The following is a 26,908-nucleotide window of genomic DNA, read 5'->3' as shown; positions in this document are numbered from 1 at the left end:
GAAAATAGTTGCTAAACCTATACCTGAAACAGGGCTATTTACACAGTAGAGTAAAATATTTCTGCAAATTTGTATTAAAAAGTTTGATACGTTAAAGATTGAGGCTGTCAGGCTGGTTTGGACGCTGAGCTAGCAATTTTGTAGAATAGTGGTTTTATGGTGGTCTGGGCACTGATGTCCATGAGCCGAAAATTACTGAGGATTGATTGTGACCAAGATTATTCGTGTCGGCAATATTGAAGTAGCCAATCATTTGCCACTGGTGTTGTTTGGTGGCCTGAACGTACTGGAAAATCTGGATTTGACTTTGCGTACCTGCGCGCATTACGTTGATGTAACACGAAAACTGGGTATCCCGCTGGTGTTTAAGGCATCATTTGATAAGGCCAACCGTTCTTCAATTCACTCGTATCGTGGCGTGGGGCTGGAAGAGGGCATGAAGATTTTCGCTGCGGTAAAGCAGGAATTTGGTGTGCCGGTGATTACTGATGTCCATGAACCTTTTCAGGCCGCACCAGTGGCTGAAGTGGTTGATGTATTGCAGCTACCTGCATTTTTAGCCCGCCAGACTGATCTGGTAGTGGCACTGGCACAAACCGGTAAAGTGGTTAATATCAAGAAACCGCAATTTTTAAGCCCGCATCAGATGAAAAATATTGTTGAAAAGTTCTATGAAGCTGGTAATAAACAACTTATTCTGTGCGAACGCGGTAGTAACTTCGGTTACGACAATCTGGTGGTTGATATGCTGGGCTTTGGGGTAATGAAAAAAGTTTGTGCCGATTTGCCGATTATTTTCGACGTAACCCATGCGTTGCAGCAACGTCAGGCAGATGCTGCCGCTTCAGGCGGACGTCGCAGTCAGGTACTGGATTTGGCTCTGGCCGGTATGTCCACCCGACTGGCCGGTTTGTTTCTTGAGGCACATCCAGATCCAGATAAAGCTCGCTGTGATGGCCCCAGTGCGTTGCCATTAGCGATGCTCGAACCATTTCTGGCACAGGTTAAAGCAGTGGATGATTTAGTAAAAACCATGCCGGTACTGGATATTAACTAAAATATCTTTTTAATAAAAAAGCAGAGTTTGCAAACTCTGCTTTTTTTATTTGTCTGGTGGAGAACTGGCCAAATGGTTACTGCTCAACTGAACCGGAATTCTGATACAGAGTAAAAAGAGGTACATTCTCATCACGGATTTTTTTGCCACCGGGTAAATCCGTAAATTCGATAATAGCAGCGGCTTCCACGACTTCTGCACCTAGCTTGCGAATCAGTTTTACGCCTGCGGTCATGGTACCGCCCGTAGCTACCAAGTCATCGACCAGCAGGACACGGGTGCCGTGTTTTACAGCATCAGTATGCATTTCAATGGTAGCGTGCCCGTACTCCAGCTGATAACTTTCCGCAATGGTTGTAAAAGGCAGCTTACCTTTTTTACGGATAGGCACAAAACCAACATTCAGCTGATACGCTAGAGCAGCACCGATAATAAAACCACGTGCGTCTAGCCCGGCTACAACATCGATTTTCTGCCCCATATAACGGTAGACCATTAAATCCACCAGCAGGCGAAAGTACTGCGGGCTTTGTAATACCGGCGTAATGTCGTGAAATAAAATTCCTTCCTGTGGCCAGTTGGGAATTTTGCGAATTTTTGCAGCCATCGCGTCAATACCTATGACTTCTGGGTGAGTCTGCATTATAAATCCTTTAAAAATAAAGACTATATGCGAAAGTTATAAACGCAGGACGAGCGAAGTTATTTGCATATAGTGTATGCGAAAGGTGCGCATAATAGCACCTTTCCTGCTTTTCTACAGCCCATTATGAGGCAGAAAATGGTGGCTTTTGGTACAATTGCCATCATAATTTACACAAATCAACAGGTTGATAGCATGGTTAGCATGCCTGATCAAGTTCTTGTCACCAATCCCGCCTCACCATATGTCTGGTTAGACCAATATATAGCAGGCTTACCACCAGCCATAGCGACCATGTTGCGACAGGCACAGGTTTTAATGGATAGTAGCTATCCACAGGATGCGGTTACATTATGTGGCGAAAACCTCTATACGAATCTGATGATTGCCGCCAAAACAGTGGCGGATATGGATTTAATGGCGGATGCAGTAGCCGCCACCATGCTGTGCTGTCTGCCCAATTATGTGTCTGATTGGGAAGCCATTGTAAAAGAACAGTGTGGTGAAAGTGTAATGCAGCTGGTAGCTGGATTATATCAGGTACAGAAACTGACATACTTTGTCAGCATCAGCCCGCTGGCAACTCAGGAGGAACGTCAGCAGCAGGCTGAGGTAATGCGCCAGATGCTGCTGGCAATGGTTTCAGATATCAGGGTCGTATTGATTAAGCTGGCAAGGCGTACGCAGACCATGAATTATCTGAGCAAGGTCAACGATAAAGCATTGATAAAAGCAGTTGTCAAAGAAACCATGAGTGTGTTTGCACCTCTGGCCAATCGTCTGGGAGTATGGCAGCTGAAATGGCAACTTGAAGATTTAAGCTTTCGCTACCAGAATCCGGATGAATATAAAAGAATAGCACTCCTGTTAGATGAAAAACGCACAGAGCGACTGGATTATATCGAACATTTTGTCGAGACCATCAGGCAGCAGCTGAGCCGGCTGAATATGCACTTTGAAGTTGCGGGGCGGCCAAAGCATATTTATTCCATTTATCGCAAAATGGTAAAAAAGAAACTGAATTTTGATGGCCTGTACGATATCCGGGCTGTACGCATTCTCGTGGATACTGTAGCAGACTGTTATACCACACTGGGGATTGTGCACAGTTTGTGGCAGCCTATTCCGGGCGAATTTGATGATTATATTGCCCATCCCAAACCCAATGATTACCAAAGTCTGCATACAGTAGTGGTGGGGCCGGAAGATAAAGGAGTGGAAATTCAGATTCGTACCTTTGATATGCACCGGTATGCTGAATTCGGTGTGGCAGCTCATTGGCGCTATAAAGAGGGCGGCAAGGGCAATGAAGCCTACGAGCATAAAATCGCTTGGTTACGCCAGTTACTCGACTGGCGCGAAAATATTGCCGAAAACGGCAGTGACAGTGAAGATTTATCACGTGCTTTCCAGACAGAACTTTTTAACGATACCATTTACGTCCTGTCCCCGCATGGCAAAGTATTTTCCTTACCAGCTGGAGCCACGCCGATTGATTTTGCCTATGCTTTACACACCGATATCGGTAATCGCTGTCGTGGTGCCAAAGTAGATGGGCAGATTGTGCCTCTGTCCACGCCACTGGAAAATGGCCAGCGTGTAGAAATCATAACTGCACGCGAGGGTAAACCTTCAGTTAACTGGTTGCATGATGGCTGGGTGAAAAGCAATAAAGCCATCAGTAAAATTCGCGCTTATATACGTCAGCAGAACGGAGAATCGATACGCGAATCCGGTCGTACCGCATTGGAAAAACAACTGGTGAAGATGCAGGTACGGCCGAATATACATAAACTGGCTGAAGCGCTTGGTTTCAGTAATGTAGACGACTTGTATCTGGCCATGGGGCATGGAGAGATTTCCGGTCGCATGATTCAGAAAGCGGTCGATAACTTACTGGAAAAACCGGAAATACCGGTAACAGAAAATCATTTAGTCAAACGCAGTAAAATTACAAATAACTTTGGCGGTGTGCTGGTAGATGGTGAAGCAGGCTTACTCACTACACTGGCCAAATGCTGTAAACCAGCGTTTGGAGATAATATTACCGGATTTGTAACGCGTGGACGGGGTATTTCCATCCACCGCAGTAACTGTTCCTCTTTTCAGTATCTGGCGCATATTTCACCGGACAAAGTATTGCCAGCTTCTTGGGCCGATGAATCCGCCAATCAGGTTTTTGCTATTGATATCGAAATCCGTGCTCAGGATCGTAGTGGTCTGTTACGCGATATTTCTGAAGCACTGGCGCGTAATCGTCTTAACGTTACCGCCGTGCAAACCTTATCGCGAGACCTTGAAGCGCAACTGCGTTTTACTGTTGAAGTACATCAGGTAAATGACTTACCGCGCGTACTTAGTCAGCTAAGTGATGTAAAAGGTGTATTGGCTGTGACGCGATTATAGGATATGTTTTTTTATGTCAGGTAAAGTATCAATTTGTCTGAGAGAAAAACCATAAAAAAGCCACGCACGCAAAACAATACGTTCGTGGCAGCATACCTGAGTGTGCACTGAAACACGTTTACCTGTTTACTCAGTGTTTATGTGGCTGGAAAATATTTGTCCGCCAGAGCCTACAGACTAGCTATGGTTTTACAATCCAGAGTGCCAGCATAATTTTTTTGGATAAAAGTGGCGCTGAAAAGCACGGATTAAATTTGAGCTAGTACATAGACACTGGCTACAACTATACTGTGCAAATTGTAAAACCGGTTAATAGCACTTGCTGATATTTACTATAACCACTAAGTATATTATACGCTGATAAAATCACCCCGGTCTTTGCATGACTATAACGCAGACTAGTTAATTAAAAAGCGAAGTGATTTATAATATATGTATATAACATGAAAAAGAAAATAGCGTAATTCTGACAGATACTATATTGCTGATGCAAAATTATCAGTTTTACTAATAACAAATTTATTTTTTGTTACTTAGCTATCATCTGATTTTCACTCATTATAAATAAGTAGCTATCCCTATGCGTTGTTCAATAAGCGGTATTATTGTTAGTGGAGCGCAGGAAAAGGCATTTTATGGTTTTGGCAACAAAAAGAATAAATAAGCTTATACAGCAACAAAGCAAAAAGAAGAGTATCCATATATAAATAGCTGTAAGCATTGATTCTGGATTGAAACCAATATCGAATGAAACTAATAAATATCCACATCCATAAAAAAATGAGAAGAATACAAGTAAAAATAATGTTAATTGAATAAGTAATGCTTTGAAAGAAGGTGAATTATTATCGTTTGAGCGTGAAAAAATGGATTTAATGGTTTTATAGTTGACGATAGTTAAATATACAAAAAAGTTAATTAGCCCGCATATGCCCAAAAAAGCACACGAACCAGCCTGTTCACAGTTATCAAAGTAATACCAGCCAACGGTACCAAGTATAAATACAGCATAACTTACCAGTAAAATCACTAATTCTTTAATTAGTTTTCTAGTGCGTAAGTAATTTGCAATTTTTTCAAACATTTATTATTCTCTGTAAAATTAAGTATAGCGTATTATATTTATGTATGTATCTTAATGTAAAGCCGCATAGATTTTTTCAGCCAGAGCCAGACTAATGCCTTCAGTCTGGCTTAAATCATGCACGCTGGCGGCAACTACACCGCGTAAACCGCCAAAACGGGTCAATAATGCCTGCCGGCGTTTGCTGCCAATGCCCGGTATATCGTTTAGGGACGAAGTCACTCTGGCTTTGGCTCGTTTCTGGCGATGGCCGGTAATCGCAAAGCGGTGTGATTCATCGCGTACGGTTTGCAGTAGATGTAAAGCCGGATTATGTGGTTCTATCCGGATATTGCGCTGTTGATGTGGAATAATTAGCTCTTCCAAACCGGCTTTACGTTCCGGACCTTTGGCAATGCCCACTATTGGAATATGAATGCCCAGCTCCTGCCATACATCCAGTGCCATATGTACTTGTCCTTTACCGCCATCAATCAGTACCAAATCCGGCCATGTGCCAATACTTTCATCATTATCAGCCAGACGGCCATAGCGGCGGGTTAATACTTCACGCATAGCAGCATAATCATCGCCAGCTTTGGCTGTTGTAATATTGTAGCGGCGGTATTTGGCTGGCTGCATAGCCTCGTCTTCATATACCACGCACGAAGCAATGGTGGCTTCGCCCTGAGTATGGCTGATATCGAAACACTCAATGCGGTTCAGACTTTCAGCATCCATATCCAGCAATTGTGCCAGTGCTTCAATACGGTGTTGCTGACTATGCTGTTGCAGTCGGTGTTGTTCAATGGCCAGTTGTGCGTTGCGTTCTGCCATCTGCAACCAGATTCGCCGTTCCCCAACGGTATTATGCACAAACTGTATTTGTCTGCTGTTTTCTGCATTCAGCGCATCGCACAGGCTTTTAGGCAGCTGGAAGTTGCTGATAATAATATCTGGTTTGCTTTTACCCAGATAATGCTGGGCAACAAAAGCTTCTCCATAATGATTAAGTTTTTCAGTAACGCGATAGCGCGTATCCGGAAAAAAGTTCTTATCTCCAACGTGGCGGCCGCCACGAATACTTACCCAGTGAATACACACAATATCGTTTTCTTCTGTTAGAGCAAGAATATCGATATCGCTGTGGCGCGCATATTTGCTGTCAATAAATTGCTGCGATTGCATCAGTCCCAGAGCCTGTATCTGGTCGCGAATCTGTGCAGCGGTTTCAAAATTCAGTTGTTCAGCTGCTTGCTGCATCTTGGCATGTAATGAGGCCGTTAATTCGCTGGTTTTGCCCTGTAAAAAGCTTACTGCAGCTTTGACATCACTCTGATAATCTTCAACACTGATATGGCCGACACAGGGTCCGGAACAGCGTTTAATCTGGTACAGTAGACAAGCGCGGTCGCGGTGTTCAAATACACTGTCTTCACAGGTGCGCAGCCTGAATACTTTCTGGAGCGTCTGAATACTGTTGCGTACTGCATAGCCATTGGGATAAGGACCGAAATACTGATTGGGTTTTTTCAAGGTACCGCGATAATAGGCCATCTGCGCAAAGCGGTGGCCGCTGAGCATTAAATAGGGATAGCTTTTATCGTCTCGAAACAGGATATTGTATTTCGGTGACAGAGCCTTGATAAAATTGTTTTCCAGTATCAGTGCTTCTGTTTCTGAATGTGTTGCCGTGATTTCAATTCGTGCCACCTGCTTGACCATCAGCTGAATTCTGGGTGATAAATCTGTTTTTTGAAAATAACTGCTGACCCGGCGTTTCAGATTCACTGCTTTGCCAACATATAATACTTTGTCATTGGCATCCAGCATGCGATATACCCCTGGCACTAAAGGCAGATTTTTGAGAAACAGGGTTAAATTAAATTTGTTCTTGTCTGTAGGGCTAGATGGTGTGGCAACAGTATCGTTCATGATGGATGGTTGATCAGGTTAACAATTTTGCAGCCATAAAAAAAGTCCATAAGCTGCATACACAACTTATGGATGATGAGTGAAATAGTCAAGAGTAAAAAATTAATTACAATTAATGCGTACGTCTTCTTCATAACGTTGAATCAGGGCATCGCGATTATTGGTACGCAGACTGTCAGCCATTTTGCGGTTCATCTGTGCTGTTTTACAGGCGGCCTCACGGGTTTTCTTGTTTTGTGCCTCAATTTTTTTATTTTGCTCATCTCTCAGCTTATTCTGTTCTTCAATTTTGCGGTTAAGCTGTGCTTGTTGTTCGGCTAGGGAGTCAGAGCTGGCCTCAGCATTAGGCTTAGGTTTAGCCAGTGGAGTAGAGCTGTGGGTACGTACGTTGAAGCGCTGGGTTTTGGCTGGCGTGAGTTGAGTAGGTACATCTGAATATTCATTCACACCTTTGTGGTCACGCCAGGTGTATACCCCCGCCGCAGTTGCCATGATTGTGCTACCCGCCAGTGCTGCTGTCAGTGAAATTTTCAGTATTTTGTGACGCATATTTACTTTCCTTCGCGTTTGAAAATATATGTTTTGGCTATTATACGATAAAAAAAACGTCTGATTGTTAATTGGCAAGATTGTGTAAAGGTATATTTTGCCAGTGTGTCGTAATTTTGTTAAAATTGATCGCCAATTCTTCCATCTAATTCTCCTCATCCTTTAAAAAAAGAAGTCCTAAAATGCGTATAGTCGAAAAAGCTTACACTTTTGACGACGTGCTACTTGTACCTGCTCACTCTGAAGTACTACCGCGCGACGTTATTCTGAAAACCCCGCTTACCCGTCATATTCATCTAAATTTACCGCTGGTTTCAGCTGCGATGGATACAGTTACTGAAGCCAGACTGGCGATATCGATGGCACAGGAGGGTGGTATTGGTATTATTCACAAAAATATGAATATCGAACAGCAGGCACGTGCTGTTGCAAAAGTTAAACGGTATGAGAGTGGAGTAGTTAAGGATCCGGTAACCATTACTCCGGATACACTGATTGGTGATTTGATTGGACCGGGGCGTAAATATAAAGTATCCAGTCTGCCGGTGTTGGAAAATGGCAAGGTAGTTGGTCTGGTTACCAATCGCGATTTACGCTTTGAACGTAATCTGCAACAAAAAGTAGCCAGTATCATGACACCGCGAGAACGTCTGGTAACCGTTAATGAATCAACCAGCATCAATGATGCCCGTGAGTTGATGCATACGCATAAAATCGAACGGGTACTGGTGGTGAATGCTGAGTGGGAATTAAAAGGTTTGATTACCGTCAAGGATATTTTGAAAAATACCGCATTCCCGAATGCCAATAAAGACAGCGAAGGTCGTTTGCGCGTTGGTGCCGCCGTAGGTGTGGGACAGGATACTGATGAGCGCGTGGCAGCACTGGTACAGGCCGGTGTGGATGTATTGGTAGTGGATACCGCGCATGGACACAGTCAGGGCGTGATGGAGCGTGTTCGCTGGGTAAAACAGCATTACCCTGATGTGGACGTAATTGGTGGCAATATTGCCACAGCCGCAGCTGCTCGTGATCTGGTGGCTGCGGGAGCTGATGCTGTTAAAGTGGGTATTGGCCCAGGTTCTATCTGTACTACACGCATTATAGCAGGAGTGGGTGTACCGCAATTAACAGCGATTCATAATGTTGCTACTGAGCTCGCAGGTACTGGCGTGCCACTTATTGCTGATGGTGGTATCCGCTTTTCCGGTGATTTGGCCAAAGCATTAGCAGCAGGTGCTTCAGCAGTGATGCTGGGAGGTATGTTCGCCGGTACGGAAGAAGCACCTGGTGAAATTGAGCTGTATCAGGGGCGATCCTATAAGTCCTATCGCGGTATGGGGTCAATGGGTGCCATGAGTCAGGGCTCATCCGACCGCTATTTTCAGGATAATGTAGCCAGTGCCGATAAATATGTACCTGAAGGGATTGAGGGGCGTGTACCTTACAAAGGACCGATTAACCAGATTATTCATCAGCTGGTAGGCGGATTGCGTTCCAGCATGGGTTATCTTGGCTGCAAAACCATTCAGGATATGCACAGTAAGGCTGAATTTGTGGAAATTACTTCTGCGGGAATGAGTGAATCGCATGTACACGATGTGCAGATTACCAAAGAAGCACCCAATTACCACGTTCGCTAAATATTGTTGCAGATTCTGATATTAATATAAAAGGGCAGTCTGGGGGCTGCCCGGTAAAGAAAAAAATTCTTTTTGTTATTCAAATCTGTATTGCCAAAACAGAAAGGATTAGCTAAAATATATTGCTTTCATGGTAGCGTCAGATATCCCTATCCCTGCCATCATCAAGCACGTAGCTCACGCCATTTTGCGTGAAGTGGCGTGTTTTTTTTTGCCTGCAATTGGTAACAGGAAGCACAATTATTTACCGATAAAAACAGACTGTCGCCACGGCAATAGTCTACTTAAGTCCATAGGAATCAATCATGACTACAAACGCAATTTTAGTGTTGGCTGACGGTTCCGTATTTCATGGTGTCAGCATTGGTGCGACTGGGCAGGCAGTTGGAGAAGTAGTGTTCAACACCAGCATGACTGGCTATCAGGAAATTCTTACCGACCCATCTTATACACAGCAGATGGTTACTCTCACTTACCCGCATATAGGCAATACAGGCGTAAATAGTGAAGATACTGAGAGTAGTCAAGTTTATGCTGCTGGTTTGATAATTCGGGATTTGCCTTTATTACATAGTAATTTCCGCGCCAATGAAAGTCTGGCTCAATATTTGCAGCGCCATAAAACCGTGGCAATTGCCGATATTGACACACGCCGTCTTACCCGTCTGCTACGTGATAAAGGTGCACAGGCTGGCTGTATTCTGACAGGCGATAATGCCAGTGCAGAGCAGGCACTGACATTGGCACAAGCCTTTGGCAGTATGGCTGGTAAGGATTTGGCGCGAGAAGTAAGCTGTACAGAAAAGTATGAGTTTGCACAAGGTGAATGGAAGCTGGGGCAGGGCTATGTTCAACCACCAGCAGCTCAATACCATGTTGTTGCCTATGATTTCGGGGTAAAAACCAATATCCTGCGTATGCTTAGTGAGCGTGGCTGTCGTTTGACTGTTGTTCCAGCTGCTACGCCGGCGGCAGAAGTATTGGCAATGAATCCGGACGGCGTATTCTTGTCCAATGGTCCCGGCGACCCGCAACCTTGTTATTATGCTATTGCGGCTGTACAGGAAATTCTGGCACATAAACTGCCATTGTTTGGTATCTGTCTGGGGCATCAACTACTCGGTCTGGCCTTAGGAGCACAAACTCGCAAAATGCCTTTTGGTCATCATGGTGCCAATCATCCGGTACAAGATCTCGAAACTGGTCGAGTAGTGATTACCAGCCAGAATCATGGTTTTGAAGTAGATGCAGACACCTTGCCACAAAATGTGTGCATTACCCATAAATCACTGTTTGACGGCTCATTACAAGGCATCAGCATGACTACACAGCCGGCCTTTTCATTTCAAGGGCATCCTGAAGCCAATCCTGGGCCACACGATGTGTCCTATCTGTTTGACCGTTTTATCGAACATATGCGGGTTGCGCGTCAGGAATAATAGTCATTTTTTACCAACCAACCTCTAGAGAATAACAAAAATGTACAGGATTTCTTATGTTTGGTATTACTGATCTGGGAACATATATTATCGGTGCCATCGCCATCGTTTTATTGCCCGGACCCAATTCCATGTACTGTTTGGCCATAGCCGGCAAATATGGTGCTAGAGCGGCTTATTGTGCTGTGGCGGGTATAGTTCTGGGTGACAGCGTATTGATGCTACTTTCATCTTCTGGTGCAACATCAATTATAAAAACCATTCCTGTATTATTTTTATTGCTGAAATTGGTGGGAGGATTATATCTGTTTTATCTGGGCTGGCAGCTACTGCGTTCAGCGGCCAGACAATGGAGCAGAAGGCATCAGCAGGCAGCAGAAGCTTTCAGGCAATCGTTGAGTGAACCGAATAGTGCAGATAAACCACTTTCAGCGCATTATTTATTTCAGCGTGCGTTACTGTTAAGCCTGTTAAATCCAAAAGCCATACTGTTTTTCCTAGCTTTTTTTGTACAATTTGTTGATCCGCATTATCCACAGCCAGCATTCAGCTTCCTATTGCTGGCTATTATTTTGCAAATTTGCAGTTTAACCTATCTGAGTGTACTGATATTCAGTGGTATATCGCTGGTAAAGTGGTTTCGTCATTATCAGCGACTGGCTGCTGGTGCGGTAGCCACAGTCGGGTTAATGTTCATAGCGTTTGCAATGAAATTATGGACGGCAAGTATTGACTAAGTATTTCAATCACCGGTCAAAAACTTCTGCCGAGCCACTAAATTAAACAGATAACAATTAATAGAGGTTTCAATATGCCCAAGCGCACAGACTTAAAATCCATTCTTATTATTGGTGCCGGCCCCATCGTGATTGGTCAGGCGTGTGAGTTTGACTATTCCGGTGCTCAGGCATGCAAAGCATTACGTGAGGAAGGCTACAAAGTCATTCTAGTTAATTCCAATCCGGCTACCATCATGACTGATCCTGATATGGCCGACGTTACCTACATTGAGCCGATTATGTGGCAAACGGTAGCGAAAATCATTGAAAAAGAACGCCCTGATGCGATTTTACCAACCATGGGTGGGCAGACAGCACTCAACTGTGCTTTGGATCTAGCGCATAACGGTATCCTGAAAAAATATCAAGTAGAGCTGATTGGTGCATCACAAGACGCCATAGATAAAGCAGAAGATCGTGGCCGCTTTAAAGAAGCCATGAATAGAATCGGACTGCACACCCCAAAATCATTTATCTGTCACAGTATGGATCAGGCCTTGGAAGCACAGGCGCAGGTGGGCTTTCCGGCACTGATCCGCCCATCTTTTACCATGGGTGGCAGTGGTGGCGGGATTGCCTATAATAAAGATGAATTCATTACTATCTGTGAACGTGGCTTTGACGCCTCGCCCACACATGAACTACTTATCGAGCAATCCGTACTGGGCTGGAAAGAATATGAAATGGAAGTGGTGCGAGACCGTGCCGACAACTGTATCATCATCTGCTCCATTGAAAACTTCGATCCCTGTGGCGTGCATACCGGTGATTCCATTACCGTAGCACCCGCACAAACACTCACCGATAAAGAGTACCAGCTGATGCGCAATGCTTCATTGGCTGTATTGCGTGAAATTGGTGTCGATACCGGTGGTTCCAATGTTCAGTTTGCCATTAATCCGCAAAACGGCGAAATGATCGTCATTGAAATGAATCCGCGTGTCAGCCGTTCTTCTGCTCTGGCTTCTAAAGCCACCGGTTTCCCGATAGCCAAAATTGCCGCCAAACTGGCAGTAGGCTATACCCTGAATGAATTGCAGAACGACATTACCGGCGGCCGGACACCGGCTTCATTCGAACCATCAATTGACTATGTCGTTACCAAAGTACCACGTTTTGCCTTTGAAAAGTTTCCCACAGCCAATGATCGTCTGACCACACAGATGAAATCCGTTGGTGAAGTCATGGCTATCGGGCGAACATTTCAGGAATCCATCCATAAAGCCTTGCGCGGTCTGGAAATAGGCTTAAGTGGTTTTGATAGCCGCAGCGGTGACCGCGCAGTTATTCAACGCGAACTGGCCAACCCGGGGCCTGAACGCATTCTGTATGTAGCCGATGCCTTCCGTGCCGGATTCTCACTTACCGAAATTCAGCAGATTTGCGCAATTGACCCGTGGTTTCTGGCACAGATTGCCGATTTAGTGACAGAAGAACAGCAGCTGGTCGGTTGCAACCTGAATGAAATAGACTACAGCTGTATGCGTAGACTGAAACGCAAGGGTTTTGCAGATAAACGGCTGGCGCAACTACTGTGCACTGATGAAGCCAGCGTGCGCCAGCATCGCCATACCCTTAAGCTGCATCCGGTATACAAACGCGTAGATACCTGTGCGGCTGAATTTGCTACCGATACTGCCTATCTTTACTCCACTTACGAAGAAGAGTGCGAGGCAGAACCAAGCCAGCGCAGAAAAATCATGATTCTTGGCGGGGGGCCGAACCGTATCGGGCAGGGTATTGAGTTTGATTATTGCTGCGTACATGCTGCTCTAGCATTACGAGAATCCGGTTTTGAAACCATTATGGTTAACTGTAATCCAGAAACCGTATCCACAGACTATGATACTTCCGACCGGCTTTATTTCGAATCGCTTACATTGGAAGATGTACTTGAAATCTGTCATACCGAACAACCAGATGGTCTGATTGTACACTATGGTGGACAGACTCCTTTAAAACTGGCGAATGAACTGGTCGCCAATGGAATAAATATTATTGGAACATCTGCGGATGCCATCGATGCCGCAGAAGACCGCGAACGCTTTCAGCAGATTCTGCATACATTAGGCCTGCGCCAGCCGGAAAACCGCACAGCACGCACCGAGGCTGAAGCACTGCAACTGGCTGAAGAAGTTGGCTACCCGCTTGTGGTACGCCCATCTTACGTATTGGGTGGTCGCGCCATGCAGGTAGTGCATTCTGCTGCCGAATTACAAACCTATATGCGTGAAGCCGTGCAGGTATCCAACGACAGTCCAGTATTGCTGGATTACTTCCTCAGCCACGCCATTGAAATAGACGTAGACTGCGTTTGTGATGGTCAGCAGGTGGTGATTGGCGGCATCATGCAGCATGTAGAACAGGCCGGCGTACATAGTGGTGATTCAGCCTGCTCCATTCCGCCATATTCACTTAGTACCGCTGTTCAGAACGAAATCCGCCGCCAGACAGTGGCTATGGCCAGAGAATTGCAGGTTATCGGTCTGATGAATGTACAGTTTGCCGTACAGGATGACATAGTCTATGTACTTGAAGTCAATCCACGCGCTTCACGTACTGTGCCATTTGTTTCCAAGGCTACCAGCGTACCACTGGCTAAAATCGGCGCACGGGTAATGGCGGGTATATCACTGCAACAGCAGGGTTATAGCCACGAAGTGATTCCTGAATTTTTTGCTGTCAAAGAGGCCGTTTTCCCGTTTATCAAATTTCCCGGCGTAGATACCATACTCGGGCCAGAAATGCGTTCTACCGGCGAAGTAATGGGCGTAGGTGAAACATTTGCCGAAGCTTATTTAAAAGCACAGCTTGGCGCGGGAGAGCGCATTCCGGCGATTGGCAAAGTTTTTCTGGCCGTACGTGATGAAGATAAACCGCATGTAGTTCAAGTTGCCGCCAATTTCCAGTCACATGGTTATGGCCTGTGTTCCACACGCGGTACAGCAGCATATCTGGCACAGCACGGCATTAACGTGCAAGTAGTCAATAAAGTTACCGAAGGTCGCCCGCATATCGTAGACGCAATCAAAAATGGCGAAATTGCCTTAGTAGTGAACACCGTGAGCAGCGATGTGCAGTCAATAAAAGACAGCCACTCCATCCGCCGCAGTGCCTTGAATATGCGTATTCCATTATATACGACTATCGCCGGTGGTTTAGCTATGAGCGAAAGTGTAGGGCAGTTGTCTCATACTGAGGTATACAGCATTCAAAGTCTGCATCAACGTATTGAACGAATAACAGTTCAAGACTAAATTGCCTTTATATTGTAAGGCTACTAGCAGCGTTAATCGCAGTTAGTAGCCTTTTACCAATTAAAAAACGACATGCACAATCAACCATATTCAAGATTATTTACACTAAAATAATGCTATTTTCATGGTTGGTTTTGTCGATATCAGTAGGTATAGAGCTTTTTTCATTACCGCTGTTAGTGCAATAATATTATTCGTCACACTAGCCCAAAGCCTTTAAATGGCAATTTGACAGGCAGATTTAGTAAATTTATGATTTATTAGATAGCTCCCACATATCTTACTAAACTGATATTCACTACTGATATCCGAATAAATATACTTAATAGTAGCAGGTTAAAACATCGTTCCGCAGAATCCATGCTGAGCAAAATTGACATTGAGCCGAATCAATATCAGCTTATCGTTCCCACGAAAAAATCATCAATTCTGCCAAATAACCATTCTCTGCCCATTGCTTTGTCTTACCTTCAAGCAAACAAGCAAAGGCAGATGTTTTGTACTACATATAACATTTTGCCTGAATAGTTTTTTGTTATGGTGCTTTATTTGCTTACTGTCTTTATTTATCTACAATGGACTTTTCAACTTCAACCGAATGTTTAAGTCCTTAGCTAATGGTTTCATCGCGTACAGTATAAATGGCGGACTGGCTGAGTATAAAAGGGTTAGCCAATACAGTGGCACGTTTTGCTTTATCGTGAATCGATAAATCTCTTGTCAATCACTGAGCTTCAAATTAGTTTTTATGTATATTCAAAACATTATTGCCTCAAATTACCGTCAGCAATGCGCCAATTCCAGCATAACAATCATAACCTGCTTATTTTTTAAGCAGTGAAAAATATATCATAAAAATCAGAACTATATTGTAGTTATCCCCAAATTTTACCTAAAGTTTTGCGCTGGATTTTGTGTACAGGTGGATAAGTCAGCAATAATTGCTTATATTATTTTGATATGAAAAATAAATGAGCTTGCCAGCCTTAGTTGTGCCTGCCACAATAGCTATTCAATTTTCTCAAAATAAATTTACATTGTATGAAATGTCCCTTTTGCCAGCATCATAATACACAAGTGATTGATACGCGTCTGAGCGAAGGTAATAACAGTATTCGTCGTCGCCGTCGCTGTATGGGTTGTGACAGCCGTTTTAGTACACTGGAAGTAGTGGAAATGCGAATGCCACTAATAATCAAGCGTACAGGAGAAAAGGTATTGTTTGATCCGGCCAAGCTGTATACCAGCATTAGCAGGGCATTGCATAAACGGCCTATGGATCGGGAAAGTATTGAAAATGCGGTAGCCGAGATTGAGACCCGCCTGTACCACATGGGGGTCAAAGAAGTACCCAGTCAAATGATTGGGGACATGGTTCTCAATTTACTGGCTAAACTGGATGAAGTTGCTTATGTGCGTTTTGCCTCAGTGTATAAAAGTTTTCATGATGTCTCAGAATTTACCCAACTGATTGCATCATTACAAAGGCCAGATTAAAGCTATTTATATTGTTAAGTTATTTGGGAACAGTACGCTGCATTAGTCGCTAATTCTTGTTATACTTTGTAACTATTATGCCTTGTCATCGAAAGCTTGAATACATCATGTTGAAATCTCGTTTATGGTCGTTTGTAATACTCGCTTTGTTAGGTTTATCTGCATGTACACAAAAGGAAACTTCTGTGACGATGGATGCTAGTGATACTCAGACTGCAAGTGGCACAGCGTCCGCAGTGGCTACATCTACCCAGACGCTAACCAGTAAGGATGATCAGCTGAGTATTGTGGTAGATGGAGATTTTACGGATGTAATGGGTAGCGCATCAGAATGGGTAGATCAGGCTCAGATTAATAACCTCACTTTATTGCAGCATGATAACGGCAGTAATATTACTCTTGCAGTTAATAATTTAGGTGCGATAAAAATTAAGGCAGATGAGTATTTCAAAAATTTGGCTGATAGCCTGAAAAACAACAAAGATATCAGCAATGTCAAAGTAGGCATTGCAACCGAAAACCGCATGAACTATCGTTTCAGTCATCAGCAAAACGGCACTTTATTACATGAAAGCTGTGTTGCTCTGGTTGGTAGTAATAATCTTTATTCAGTTTGTGCCAGCAGTGATAGTGCCGGCGATGATGCACTTGGGGCTACATTGAAAACCATTAATGTACAGAACAGTTAAAATGAGCTTTTCTGAGCTTGATAAAAAATTCATGCAAACCGCTCTTGAGCTAGCTTGGCAAGGGCGGTTTTCTACCAGCCCAAATCCGCGGGTAGGCTGTGTGATTACGCGTGGCGAGCAAATTGTCGGTGAAGGATTTCATGTACAGGCAGGGCAAGCACATGCCGAAATACATGCATTACAGCAGGCTGGGCAGCTGGCACAGGATGCTACCGCATATGTCACTTTAGAACCTTGCAGCCATACCGGGCGGACAGGCCCGTGTGCACAGGCTCTGATTGATGCTCATATCAAGCGCGTAGTTGTAGGCATGAGAGATCCCAATCCCTTAGTAAAAGGTAATGGATTAAATATATTGCGACAAGCAGGTATACAGGTTGACTGTGGTTTGTATACACAGCAGGCACGTGAACTGAATCCGGGCTTCTTATCCAGAGTAGAAAGACACAGACCTTATATCAGGTTGAAAATCGCTGCCAGTCTCGACAGCAAAACAGCATTGAGTAATGGTGAAAGCCAGTGGATAACCGGTGAGGCTGCGCGTAATGATGTGCAGACATTACGGGCTGAAAGCTGTGCCGTATTAACCGGTATCAATACCATACAGGCAGATAATCCACGGTTGAATGTACGGCGGTTTTCCGCATTGCGGCAACCACTGCGTATCATCCTGGATAGCAAGCTGCGCATCACCCCAGCTTATCAAGTGATTCAGGATGTGAATAGTCCTACTTTAATTATTACCACAGTTAGCGACAAAGTTAAAAAAACTGTTTTCGATCCTTACCCGCATGTTTCCATTCTAACTGTGCCGGCCAATCAGCATGGCCAGATTGATTTGCAAAAATTATGGCCGGTTTTGGCTCAACGCGATATTGGACTGATACTGGTTGAAGCAGGTTCCATCCTGAATTCTGCGTTACTTGCTGCCAATGCCGTAGATGAAATAGTTTATTATCAGGCGCCAAAAATTCTTGGTGCAGCAGCACGCAATGCCATTGAGTTAGCAGAAAATCCACAGGCATTATCAGATTCTGAATGGCAGACAGTAGCTGTAGAGGTTTTAGGTCAGGATTGTCGCTGGTCATTACGTCATCAACAAAGCACAGTCTGGTTAACAGGAATGTTGGAATAACGTTTGTAACAGAGCTATTTATTCAAACAACCTCAATTTTATATACAAAACAGTGCTGAAAATAAACTATCCTTGTGTAACAATAAGCTTATTGTTTGAGCACTGTATTTATGTAACATCATAAATGTTAGTATCATTGTGATTATTCTATTGGTATTTTAAAACAAAGGCTTTACCATGCGTATTTTATTAACGGGTTCAAAAGGTCAGGTAGGTAGTTGCTTAAGAGACAGATTGCCTGAAAATTGGGAATTGATTGCCAGTGACTCGCAGACACTGAATATTACTGATGCACATAATGTGCACAACATGGTAAAAACTTTTGAACCGGATGTAATTATAAACGCAGCAGGTTACACCAAAGTTGATGCCGCAGAAACCGATAAAGCCAAAGCTTTCGCAGTGAATGCAACAGGAACTTTGAATCTGGCTCAAGCGGCTCGGGCAATTGGTGCACGCCTGATTCATCTGTCTACCGAGCAAGTATTTGATGGCCATCATCATATCATTTTGACAGAAAATATGGCTCCTAATCCATTGAATGTATACGGACACAGTAAGCTGGCAGGGGAGTTACTGGCTTTAAACGCGCACGTAGATACCGCTGTTATTCGTACCTCATGGGTATACAGTGAACATGGACACAATTTTGTCAAAATCATGTTACAAAAAGGATTGGAAACATCCACTATTCGCGTAGTCGACGATCAGATAGGCTGCCCCACCTATGCGGGAGATTTGGCTGAAGCCATTATTCGTCTTGCTGCATTAACTAATCCAGCACGCGGAATAATGCATTTTGCCGGTAGCCAGCAAATGAGTTGGGCAGATTTTGCCCAGCGTATTTTTGCTGAGGCTGCTGAAATTGATGAGCGTTACAAACAGGTTAAAGTAGAGCGGATTGCTACTGCTGATTACCAGTCAGCAGCCACACGACCAGAATTTGGTATTCTGGATAGTCGTACCATACAAAATATACTTCCCGAACCCGTAGCCGATACACCTTTAGCGCACATAATTGCTAAACTACTGGCTTAAGACAATGCACAAAAAAAGCGGGTTACAAAGTAACCCGCTTTTTCATACCTGATAGCATTACTTTTGTGTACGCATATCATGATGCTCAATAACAAAACCAGCGTTCCGATAGGTACGAAAACGCTGCCGTGCAGCTGCTATATCATCCAGATCAGTACTCACAAGCTCCAATACCCGTTCTGGTATGTGCGGAGCATCACACCAATAAACATTTGCCAGATTAATCACCACATAATCCTTCAGCATGGTAGGTAAATCTGAACCATAAGCCAGTAACACTAATGGCTCGGTAACAGGCTGCGGTTGCTGAGGTGACCAGATTTCATGCGGAATAAAACTGGTGGCCTGAAACGACCATAGAGCATGATCCAACTGATTTACACGGCTTTCGTCTTCTAACCAGATCAGAACACTTGCCCCACTTTTATATACCTTTTGAGTCAGCCGGCAAGTAAAAGAGACTGGATCAGTAATATGAGTATAAAAAGTAATAGTGGCCATAATGCCTCAAGCTTAGGCTTGCCGGATCAGATATTCAAGCAGCAACGGCACAGGGCGACCTGTAGCACCTTTATTATTGCCTGAATGCCATGCCGTACCAGCAATATCCAGATGAGCCCAAGGATAGGCCTCGGTAAAACAGGATAAAAATGCCGCAGCAGTAATTGTTCCGGCAGGACGTCCGCCTATATTCTGCAAATCTGCAAAATTGGATTTTAGCTGCTCCTTGTACTCATCAAATAAAGGCAATTGCCATGCTTTATCATTAATATTGGCTGCTGCCTGCAATATCTGATCAATGACTGACTGATTATTGCCCAGTACAGCTTGCGCAACATGACCCAGCGCAATAATACAGGCTCCAGTTAACGTGGCCACATCAATTACCGCCTTGGGCTGGAAGCGTTCAGCATAGGTAAGAGCATCGCATAAAATTAGCCTGCCTTCTGCATCGGTATTCAGAACCTCAATATTTAAGCCATTCATAGCTTTAACAATATCTCCCGGTTTGACTGCATGACCAGAAGGCATATTCTCACAGGTAGGAACGATAGCAACCAGATTCAGCGGTAGCTTAAGCTTGGCAGCTGCTGCAAAAGTACCAATAACAGCAGCAGCACCACACATATCAAATTTCATTTCATCCATCGCAGCACCCGGCTTAAGGGAGATGCCGCCAGAATCAAAAGTAATACCTTTGCCTACAAGAACCACCGGCTTATCTTCAGCATTAGAAGCACCACGATATTGCAGTTCAACAAGATAAGCACCAGCAGAACTGCCTTGTGCAACAGCCAGCAAAGCATTCATACCCATTTCCTGAATATCGGCTGTAGACATAATTCGTGCGCTTGCACCCACATCAGCGGCAATCTGAGCTGCAGAAGAAGCCAGATAATCCGGGGTGCACAGATTACCGGGTGCATTGCTCAGATCTTTGCAGATATTCATACCATAAACTATGGCCTCGCCTTTGTTCAGGGATGCATTCACAGCATGAACAGTGTAGTAATTAATCTGTTCAAGTAGTGTAGGTTTAGGATCACTTTTAAACGTATCAAAACAATAACCAGCTTCACCTACTGCAATCGTAAATGCCAGTACCCATTGCTGTGCCAATACTTCAGGCAATAAACTCAAATCCACATTCACCCGAGTTTGTTCTTTGGCCCAGCTGGCTGCCGTTGCTGCCAATTTCTGTATACTGGCATAGTCTTCTTTTTCAATACACACTACAGCCATAGCCTGTACCTGATCCTGCTCAACTGTATTAGCAGCAATAAAATCTTTTTGTTGCTGTTGTAACTGAGACAGTAAAGTACCTGCTACAGAATTGTCGTGTTTACTGTTTGCAGTACAGACAAAAAGTAAAGAACTGTTTCTTTGCGGCTGCAATTGTTCGGCTTTTATGCTAAATTCCATCTTTTCCTCTCCCATTATAAGGGCGTTGTATATATTCTGGACTAATCATGCGTTAAGCTGATCCGGATGCCCCTATTGTAACGCAGGCTGTCACCAAAATACGGATAGTCGCATATGTGTTTATTATTTTATGATTTATCAACGCCAATTTATTAAAGAATTATCATGGGCTGCCGTGGGCATTTTCATGATTTTGCTGGTAGTGCTAGTGGCCACGCAAGCAATCAATCTGCTGGGCAGGGCAGCCAGCGGTCGCGTAGCTATTGATGCAGTAACCGCATTAGTTGGGTTCTGGACAATTGGTCTGACGCCTGTGTTATTGATTTTAACTGCCTATATTAGCATTATTACCGTACTTACCCGATACTGGCGTGATAGCGAAATGGTTATCTGGCTGTCCAGTGGCTTATCACTAAGAAACTGGATATTCCCCTTAATGAAATTCGCACTTCCATTTGCTATTCTGGTGGCCGTGGTATCCATGTTAGTTCAGCCGTGGGCAGAGTTGCGTAGCCGTGAATTTGCAGAACTGCTGAAACAGAAACAGGAAATGTCATTGCTGGAACCGGGTGTATTTCGAGAAATAGGCAAAAGCCATCCACGGGTTTATTTTATCGAATCATTTGACCCTGATAGTGGCCATGCCAGCAACCTGTTTGTACGAGAAAAAGAAAAAAATGGTAAAGACAGTACGATTTTCGCCAAACGTGGCGAGTTCAAACAGGACGGAGAAAAGCGTATTCTGACTCTGGAAGATGGATTTCGCTATTACGGAAAGCCCGGACAGGCAGACTATCAACGAGCTTCATTTCACAAAATGACTTTAGTCATCAGCGTTAATACAATGATAGTCGACCCAAAACAAAATCGGCATACCATTCCTACCGCTGCACTGTTTGCCAGCGATGACGCTATTTACAAAGCAGAGTTGATGTGGCGTTTATCATTACCAATAAGCGTAATTATACTGGCTTTGCTGGCGTTACCACTATCTTATTATAATCCACGCACTGGCCATACCTATAATATTCTGATTGCGATAGCCGTGTTTTTAATTTACCAGAATGGACTGACCTTTTTACGGGATATGGTTGAAAATAGTCGTATTCCACTTTGGCTTGGTATATTGCCGATGCATCTGATGATGTTTATGGTGTTTTTATTTCTATTGCGTTGGCGCGATCTTCCATCGGCTTCTTTTAAAGCAGCATTTACATCATTATTGAGAGGTCGTTCCTGATGCGTTTGCTTAATCGTTATGTAATTAGCCAACTGTCGATTTGCACTTTGTATGCATTACTGGTACTGATAAGCCTATACAGCTTCTTTGACATCATGGGCGAAATCAGCCATGTGGGTGACGGGCGTTACACAGCAAGTAAAATGCTGTATTACGTCTTATTGCTGATTCCTACTCATGCCTATGAGCTTATGCCACTGGCTGTATTGGTAGGTGCGTTAGTATGCCTAAACCAGATGGCCAGCCACAGTGAATTTACCGTAATCAGAACATCTGGTATTCGCCTGTCAAGTATCATTAGCATGATGTTACAGTTTGGCTTACTGTTTGCCATTATTGCTGCGTTACTAGGTGAATATGTCGTACCTAAAATTGGCCCTTATGCAGAACAGTATCAATTGCATGCCCGTCAGAATAGCATTAGTGCCGGAGATAGCGGTATATGGTTAAAGCAGGGGCAGGATATCGTGAATGTAGCTGAAATGTTACCCGACGGCAGCTTAAAAAACATCAGCATATATCGCCATGATGAACAGTTCCGCTTAATGGAAACTTTACATGCTTCCAGTGCCAATGTTGATACACATACTCAGCAAGGTAAGAAATCAAAATGGCATCTACATCAGGTAGAGCAGACACTTCTTCAGGAGCATCAGATGACAGTAACGCATCTGGAAAATCTGGATTGGCGCATGTCCATCAATCATCAGCTTCTGAATATATTATTGGTAGCGCCAGAACAAATGTCCATTATGGCACTATCGACTTATACTAAGCATTTGAAAAATAATCACCAGCAAACGACCCGTTACGAGCTGGCGTGGTGGCGTAAAATTGCCTATCCCTTGGCCTGTATCGTTATGGCACTGGTAGCCTTGGCTTTTACACCGCAGCAAAACCGGCATGGCAATATGGGCTTGAAACTTTTTTATGGAATTTGTTTAGGACTACTATTCCATTTTTCAGGACGCTTGTTTGGATTTACCAGCCAGCTATATAAGATACCAACACCGATTGCCGCATTTCTGCCTACAATATTATTTTTATGTCTGGCTATATACCTGATTAGACGGCAAGAAAAGCGATGATATACAGTTAGTTGAAATCAATATTTTCTAAATTAATCAGACACGATTACAATAGTCACTCATGTGCAAAATAGTTTAATGACTACAACTTCTCAATAGAATATCAATAAACGATAGCTAGTAAGAAGCTCTGTTTCAAAAAATTTGCATCACATATAGACCTGTTGCGTAGATTTAAAAACAAATTGATATCACCACTGGAGCGGACTCAGAATCAGCTAATCAGATTTATATCCACCATATTGTGCAAATAGCGAAAATGGATAACAGCGTTGGCGAATTTGAAATTTTTGTTTTATTTATAAATGAAAATAAAAATTACTGCCAACATTAAAACAATCCGTCAATTACACCGCACTATTAATAATCAGAATTTTTGGTACCCGACACACAATTCAATCATAGATAATTTAAAATTCAGTTAAACAAATTATATTCTATCAAATATTATTTATTCTTATACCATAAGAATAAATAAAGCAAATTAAAAATTGTATACGCATATAATAAAGTAAATATAATTTAAATCAGCAGCTAAGCATTTCTTACGACATAACTATGCCAAAGCATATATTTGATTAACTTTCAAAAAAATACTTATGATATATATTAAGTATTTTAGATTAAATCTATTTAAATCATTAATATATAATCTATATCTATGAATTAAATAAACTACTTTAGAGCTTACCAACACATAAACACAAAATCACGCATATATCATTATATTAGCAATACGTACAAAATAACTGATACAGCCGGTATAAATATAAATCATTAATAGAGTAACTTATGCAATTTTTTCTGTTCACCAGACTGAGTTAAAGTACCGGCACTTTGCAGTAGCTGGATATAAGAAGTGATATAGCCATATTGAGCTTCAGCTAACTTCTGTTCTGCATCCGCTTTAGCCTGTATTGCTTGTAATTCGTCCAGATTACTGCGTATACCTACTTTACGGCCTAACTGCGTAGCCTGTAATTTTACCGTATTGGCCTTCAATAACTGCCGCTGTGCCTGAATCTGATACAGATTGCCTAATGTAGTTTGATATGCCTGATCAATATTCAGTTCAATTTTACGTTCAGTAGCCGTTAATAAGAATTTATTTTGTTGTTCTCTGGCTGCTGCTTCTTTAATCTTACTGTGAATCAGCCCACCACTAAATATAGGTGCTGAAAGCTGAATGGTTATGATACCGCCTTTACTGCGAGTACCATGATCCATACCATAAAACTGTTGAATCTGATGATTATCCTGATAGCCGCCATTAAGCGTTAATTTGGGCCAGTTTTCAGCTTTAGCAGCAATATAAGCCTGTTTGGCATTGTCCAATGCCAACTTTTGCTGTTGCCACTCAGGATTATTGTTCTGTGCCAGAGTTATCCAGTCTGATTTACTTGATTTACCCAGTAAATCGCCAAAGTCAGTATTTTTCAAATGCTTAATTTTCTTCGGATCCAGTCCCGTAATATTAGCCAGATTATTTTGTGCTACCAGCAGATCAGTCATCGCACTGACTTTTTTTGCTCGGGCAGCTTCATAGCCTGCTTGCGCTTCATTAGTATCGACAATCGTAGCTGCTCCCTTTTTAAATAAGGCCAATGATTGCCTGATTTGCATTGCATAGGCTTCTTTTTCTTTTTCAATAGAAACCAGCTTATCTTCAACCAGTAATACCTGAAAATAAGCCTTGGCTACTTTAAACAGTAGATCTTCCTTTACATTTTCCAGCTGCCAGTCAGCAATATCAGCCGTAATTTTACCTTGCTGGTATTGTGCCCATTTAGTTTTATCAAACAACGCCTGACTTGCCTGAACATTCCAGCCATGCGTCTGAGTAGTACTAGACAAAGAAGAGGGCTGTTTCTGATAAATATAACTAGTATTTACCTGTGGCAATAAAGCAGCTCGTGTTTGTACCAATTGCTGTTTTTGAGCATCCCGTTCACTTTGGGCTGCTGCATATTCTGCTGAATAGCTTAATGCAGCCTGCCAGGCATCAAACAAATCGAAAGCCAGTGCCCTTGCAGAGACAATAACGCAACCAATAAAAATACAAACGGTTTGCCAAGTACCAATACGAATATATTTTTGCATCAACGTTCTCGCATACTTTCATCAACTTTAGTTTGTAGCGGGCTTAATAAATAAGTGATAACGCGACGCTTACCAGTTTTAATCTCAGCAGTTACATTCATACCCGCTGTTAAATTTACCTTTTTGCCATCTATCATAAGATAATTTTTGTCCATAGCAATGGTTGCGGCAAAGACCAGTCCCAGTTTTTCATCTTCAATCGCATCAAAGCTGACATGCTTTACCTTACCAGTTAAATATCCATAACGCGTATAAGGGAAAGACTCAATTTTAATAACTGCATCTTGGCCAGTCCTAATAAAACCAATATCTTTATTGGGTACCAATGCCTCAATTTCCATCTGATCCTGATCAGGTACAATTACCATAATCTGTTGAGCAGCAGTCACAACTCCACCTACAGTATGCGTGGCAAGCTGTTGTACCGTACCATCAACGGGCGACTTTAAAGTCATTAACTGCTTGCGCTGCAATGCTTTGTCTGTGGCTTCAGTAAGTTGCTGGATCTGTTCATTTGCCTGTCGCAGCTGATCAAGCGTATCGCGCTTAAGCGTATTAGTTTGTAAGTGACGGTTCTGCTCAGCTTCACGTATACTTTCTTGAATCTGCTTAAGCTGGCTGCGCTGGCTGGCTAAATCATTTTTATTTTGAATATACTTGCTTTGCTGTTCGTAATAAGCATGTTTAGAAACAAAGTTCTGTGCCAGCAAATCCTTATAATCTGCTGTACGGCTCCGTTCAATCGCAGTAGTTTGCTCAAGTTTGTTTACCTGAGCTTGAATACCTTGAAGCTGAGCCTGATGTTCTCGCAACACGGTTTGTAATTGGGCATCCTGAGTAAACCATGTCTGAAACTGATGTAGTGCCAGCGATTGCGCCTCTATAATCTGTTCAGGATTAAGATGCCATTGTGTGGCTAATTTTCGATCTAGCTGAGGAGCCTGACGCGTATCAACTGCACGGATAACTGCTTCCAAACGCAGCTTATTTAAGCGTGCAGCCTGCAAGGATTTATCTGACTGCGCATAGTCACTATCCGAACCGATGCCACTTAACTGAACCAGTACCTGACCATTTTTTACATGATCGCCATTTTTGACCGCAATTTTATCTACAACCGAAGTTTCCAGTGGCTGAATTATCTTACTGCGTCCCCCAAGAGTGGTTTTACCCATAGCCACAGCAACAATATCCAGCTTGCCTAATAGTGCCCATACAAGTGCAATAACAGCAAACAATATAATCAGGCGTGCAGTCCATTTGGGTGCGACGGAAAGAGGCGTTTCCGTTAATTCCAGATGTGCCGGTAAAAATGCACGCTCATCATCGTCGCGCTTAGGCGGATCAAGCTGAAAACGGACAGACCAAACATTTTTCCACACCGTCGTATAACGACGTACAAAATCTTTGAAAGCTTGAAAGCGAAT

Annotated in this window: 20 protein-coding genes; 12 read left to right on the top strand and 8 right to left on the bottom strand. The window is 43.2% G+C overall.

Translation table 11 applies throughout. The features are described from left to right. The first annotated feature begins 217 nt into the window (after nt 1-217). Nucleotides 218-1,057 carry a 3-deoxy-8-phosphooctulonate synthase gene (gene kdsA, locus J6578_RS02115; RefSeq protein WP_239363545.1) on the top strand — a complete coding sequence of 280 codons (840 nt, stop codon included), beginning with the start codon at nt 218-220 and terminating at the stop codon, nt 1,055-1,057. A 76-nt stretch (nt 1,058-1,133) separates the two neighbouring features. On the opposite strand, the gene J6578_RS02110 is transcribed toward kdsA, so the two are convergent. Then, nucleotides 1,134-1,700, bottom strand: a complete 567-nt coding sequence (locus J6578_RS02110; RefSeq protein ID WP_037406508.1) for an adenine phosphoribosyltransferase — start codon at nt 1,698-1,700, stop codon at nt 1,134-1,136. A 204-nt stretch (nt 1,701-1,904) separates the two neighbouring features. Here J6578_RS02110 and J6578_RS02105 point away from each other — a divergent pair, with 204 nt between their 5' ends. Next, the gene (locus J6578_RS02105; protein ID WP_287953784.1) at nt 1,905-4,106 is read left to right on the top strand and encodes a RelA/SpoT family protein; all 2,202 of its coding nucleotides are present in this window, start codon (nt 1,905-1,907) and stop codon (nt 4,104-4,106) included. Nucleotides 4,107-4,695: 589 nt separating this feature from the next. On the opposite strand, the gene J6578_RS02100 is transcribed toward J6578_RS02105, so the two are convergent. From J6578_RS02100 to J6578_RS02090, 3 genes are all read right to left on the bottom strand, one after another. Continuing rightward, the gene (locus J6578_RS02100) at nt 4,696-5,190 is read right to left on the bottom strand and encodes a hypothetical protein (RefSeq protein WP_239427850.1); all 495 of its coding nucleotides are present in this window, start codon (nt 5,188-5,190) and stop codon (nt 4,696-4,698) included. A gap of 51 nt (nt 5,191-5,241) precedes the next feature. Beyond that, nucleotides 5,242-7,104 carry an excinuclease ABC subunit UvrC gene (uvrC, locus tag J6578_RS02095; protein ID WP_100149724.1) on the bottom strand — a complete coding sequence of 621 codons (1,863 nt, stop codon included), beginning with the start codon at nt 7,102-7,104 and terminating at the stop codon, nt 5,242-5,244. 102 nt (nt 7,105-7,206) lie between these two features. Further along, entirely contained in the window at nt 7,207-7,653 is a 447-nt protein-coding gene (locus tag J6578_RS02090; protein ID WP_093090897.1) for a DUF4124 domain-containing protein, read from the bottom strand. A 182-nt stretch (nt 7,654-7,835) separates the two neighbouring features. Between J6578_RS02090 and guaB the strand changes: the two genes are divergently transcribed. The 8 genes from guaB to rfbD all read left to right on the top strand — a co-directional run bounded on the left by guaB (nt 7,836) and on the right by rfbD (nt 19,130). Next, on the top strand, nt 7,836-9,296 hold the full coding sequence (gene guaB, locus J6578_RS02085; protein WP_100149723.1) for an IMP dehydrogenase: 1,461 nt from the start codon (nt 7,836-7,838) through the stop codon (nt 9,294-9,296). A gap of 305 nt (nt 9,297-9,601) precedes the next feature. Then, nucleotides 9,602-10,735 (top strand): glutamine-hydrolyzing carbamoyl-phosphate synthase small subunit, encoded by a 1,134-nt coding sequence (carA, locus tag J6578_RS02080; RefSeq protein WP_287953783.1) that lies wholly within the window; start codon nt 9,602-9,604, stop codon nt 10,733-10,735. A 56-nt stretch (nt 10,736-10,791) separates the two neighbouring features. Next, nucleotides 10,792-11,472, top strand: coding sequence for a leucine efflux protein LeuE (gene leuE, locus J6578_RS02075; protein ID WP_093090891.1), 681 nt, complete (start codon nt 10,792-10,794; stop codon nt 11,470-11,472). Nucleotides 11,473-11,546: 74 nt separating this feature from the next. Next, entirely contained in the window at nt 11,547-14,771 is a 3,225-nt protein-coding gene (carB, locus tag J6578_RS02070) for a carbamoyl-phosphate synthase large subunit (RefSeq protein WP_287953782.1), read from the top strand. Nucleotides 14,772-15,812: 1,041 nt separating this feature from the next. Beyond that, the gene (nrdR, locus tag J6578_RS02065; RefSeq protein WP_093090887.1) at nt 15,813-16,268 is read left to right on the top strand and encodes a transcriptional regulator NrdR; all 456 of its coding nucleotides are present in this window, start codon (nt 15,813-15,815) and stop codon (nt 16,266-16,268) included. Between the two features lie 107 nt (nt 16,269-16,375). Then, a complete protein-coding gene (locus J6578_RS02060; RefSeq protein WP_141683398.1) occupies nt 16,376-16,957 on the top strand; it encodes a cytochrome C in 582 nt (193 codons plus the stop codon). A gap of 1 nt (nt 16,958) precedes the next feature. Beyond that, entirely contained in the window at nt 16,959-18,092 is a 1,134-nt protein-coding gene (gene ribD / locus J6578_RS02055; RefSeq protein WP_287953781.1) for a bifunctional diaminohydroxyphosphoribosylaminopyrimidine deaminase/5-amino-6-(5-phosphoribosylamino)uracil reductase RibD, read from the top strand. A 177-nt stretch (nt 18,093-18,269) separates the two neighbouring features. Further along, a complete protein-coding gene (rfbD, locus tag J6578_RS02050) occupies nt 18,270-19,130 on the top strand; it encodes a dTDP-4-dehydrorhamnose reductase (RefSeq protein ID WP_287950274.1) in 861 nt (286 codons plus the stop codon). 57 nt (nt 19,131-19,187) lie between these two features. On the opposite strand, the gene J6578_RS02045 is transcribed toward rfbD, so the two are convergent. After that, on the bottom strand, nt 19,188-19,631 hold the full coding sequence (locus J6578_RS02045) for a DNA polymerase III subunit chi (RefSeq protein WP_287953780.1): 444 nt from the start codon (nt 19,629-19,631) through the stop codon (nt 19,188-19,190). 12 nt (nt 19,632-19,643) lie between these two features. Continuing rightward, the gene (locus J6578_RS02040) at nt 19,644-21,053 is read right to left on the bottom strand and encodes a leucyl aminopeptidase (protein ID WP_093090877.1); all 1,410 of its coding nucleotides are present in this window, start codon (nt 21,051-21,053) and stop codon (nt 19,644-19,646) included. A 130-nt stretch (nt 21,054-21,183) separates the two neighbouring features. On the opposite strand from J6578_RS02040, the gene lptF reads away from it, so the two are divergent. Beyond that, nucleotides 21,184-22,293, top strand: a complete 1,110-nt coding sequence (gene lptF / locus J6578_RS02035; RefSeq protein ID WP_239362363.1) for an LPS export ABC transporter permease LptF — start codon at nt 21,184-21,186, stop codon at nt 22,291-22,293. Beyond that, entirely contained in the window at nt 22,293-23,381 is a 1,089-nt protein-coding gene (gene lptG, locus J6578_RS02030; RefSeq protein WP_239362352.1) for an LPS export ABC transporter permease LptG, read from the top strand. Before lptF ends, lptG begins: the two co-directional genes overlap by 1 nt. Nucleotides 23,382-24,158: 777 nt before the next feature. Here the strand turns inward: lptG and J6578_RS02025 are convergent. Both J6578_RS02025 and J6578_RS02020 read right to left on the bottom strand, forming a co-directional pair. After that, entirely contained in the window at nt 24,159-25,481 is a 1,323-nt protein-coding gene (locus J6578_RS02025) for a TolC family protein (protein WP_287953779.1), read from the bottom strand. Further along, nucleotides 25,481-26,908, bottom strand: coding sequence for an HlyD family type I secretion periplasmic adaptor subunit (locus J6578_RS02020; protein ID WP_287953859.1), 1,428 nt, complete (start codon nt 26,906-26,908; stop codon nt 25,481-25,483). The genes J6578_RS02025 and J6578_RS02020 overlap by 1 nt, the downstream gene beginning before the upstream one ends.

It is taken from the genome of Snodgrassella sp. (assembly GCF_024103505.1).
Classification (GTDB): Bacteria; Pseudomonadota; Gammaproteobacteria; order Burkholderiales; family Neisseriaceae; genus Snodgrassella; species Snodgrassella communis.
This window is presented reverse-complemented; position numbering and strand designations above follow the sequence as displayed.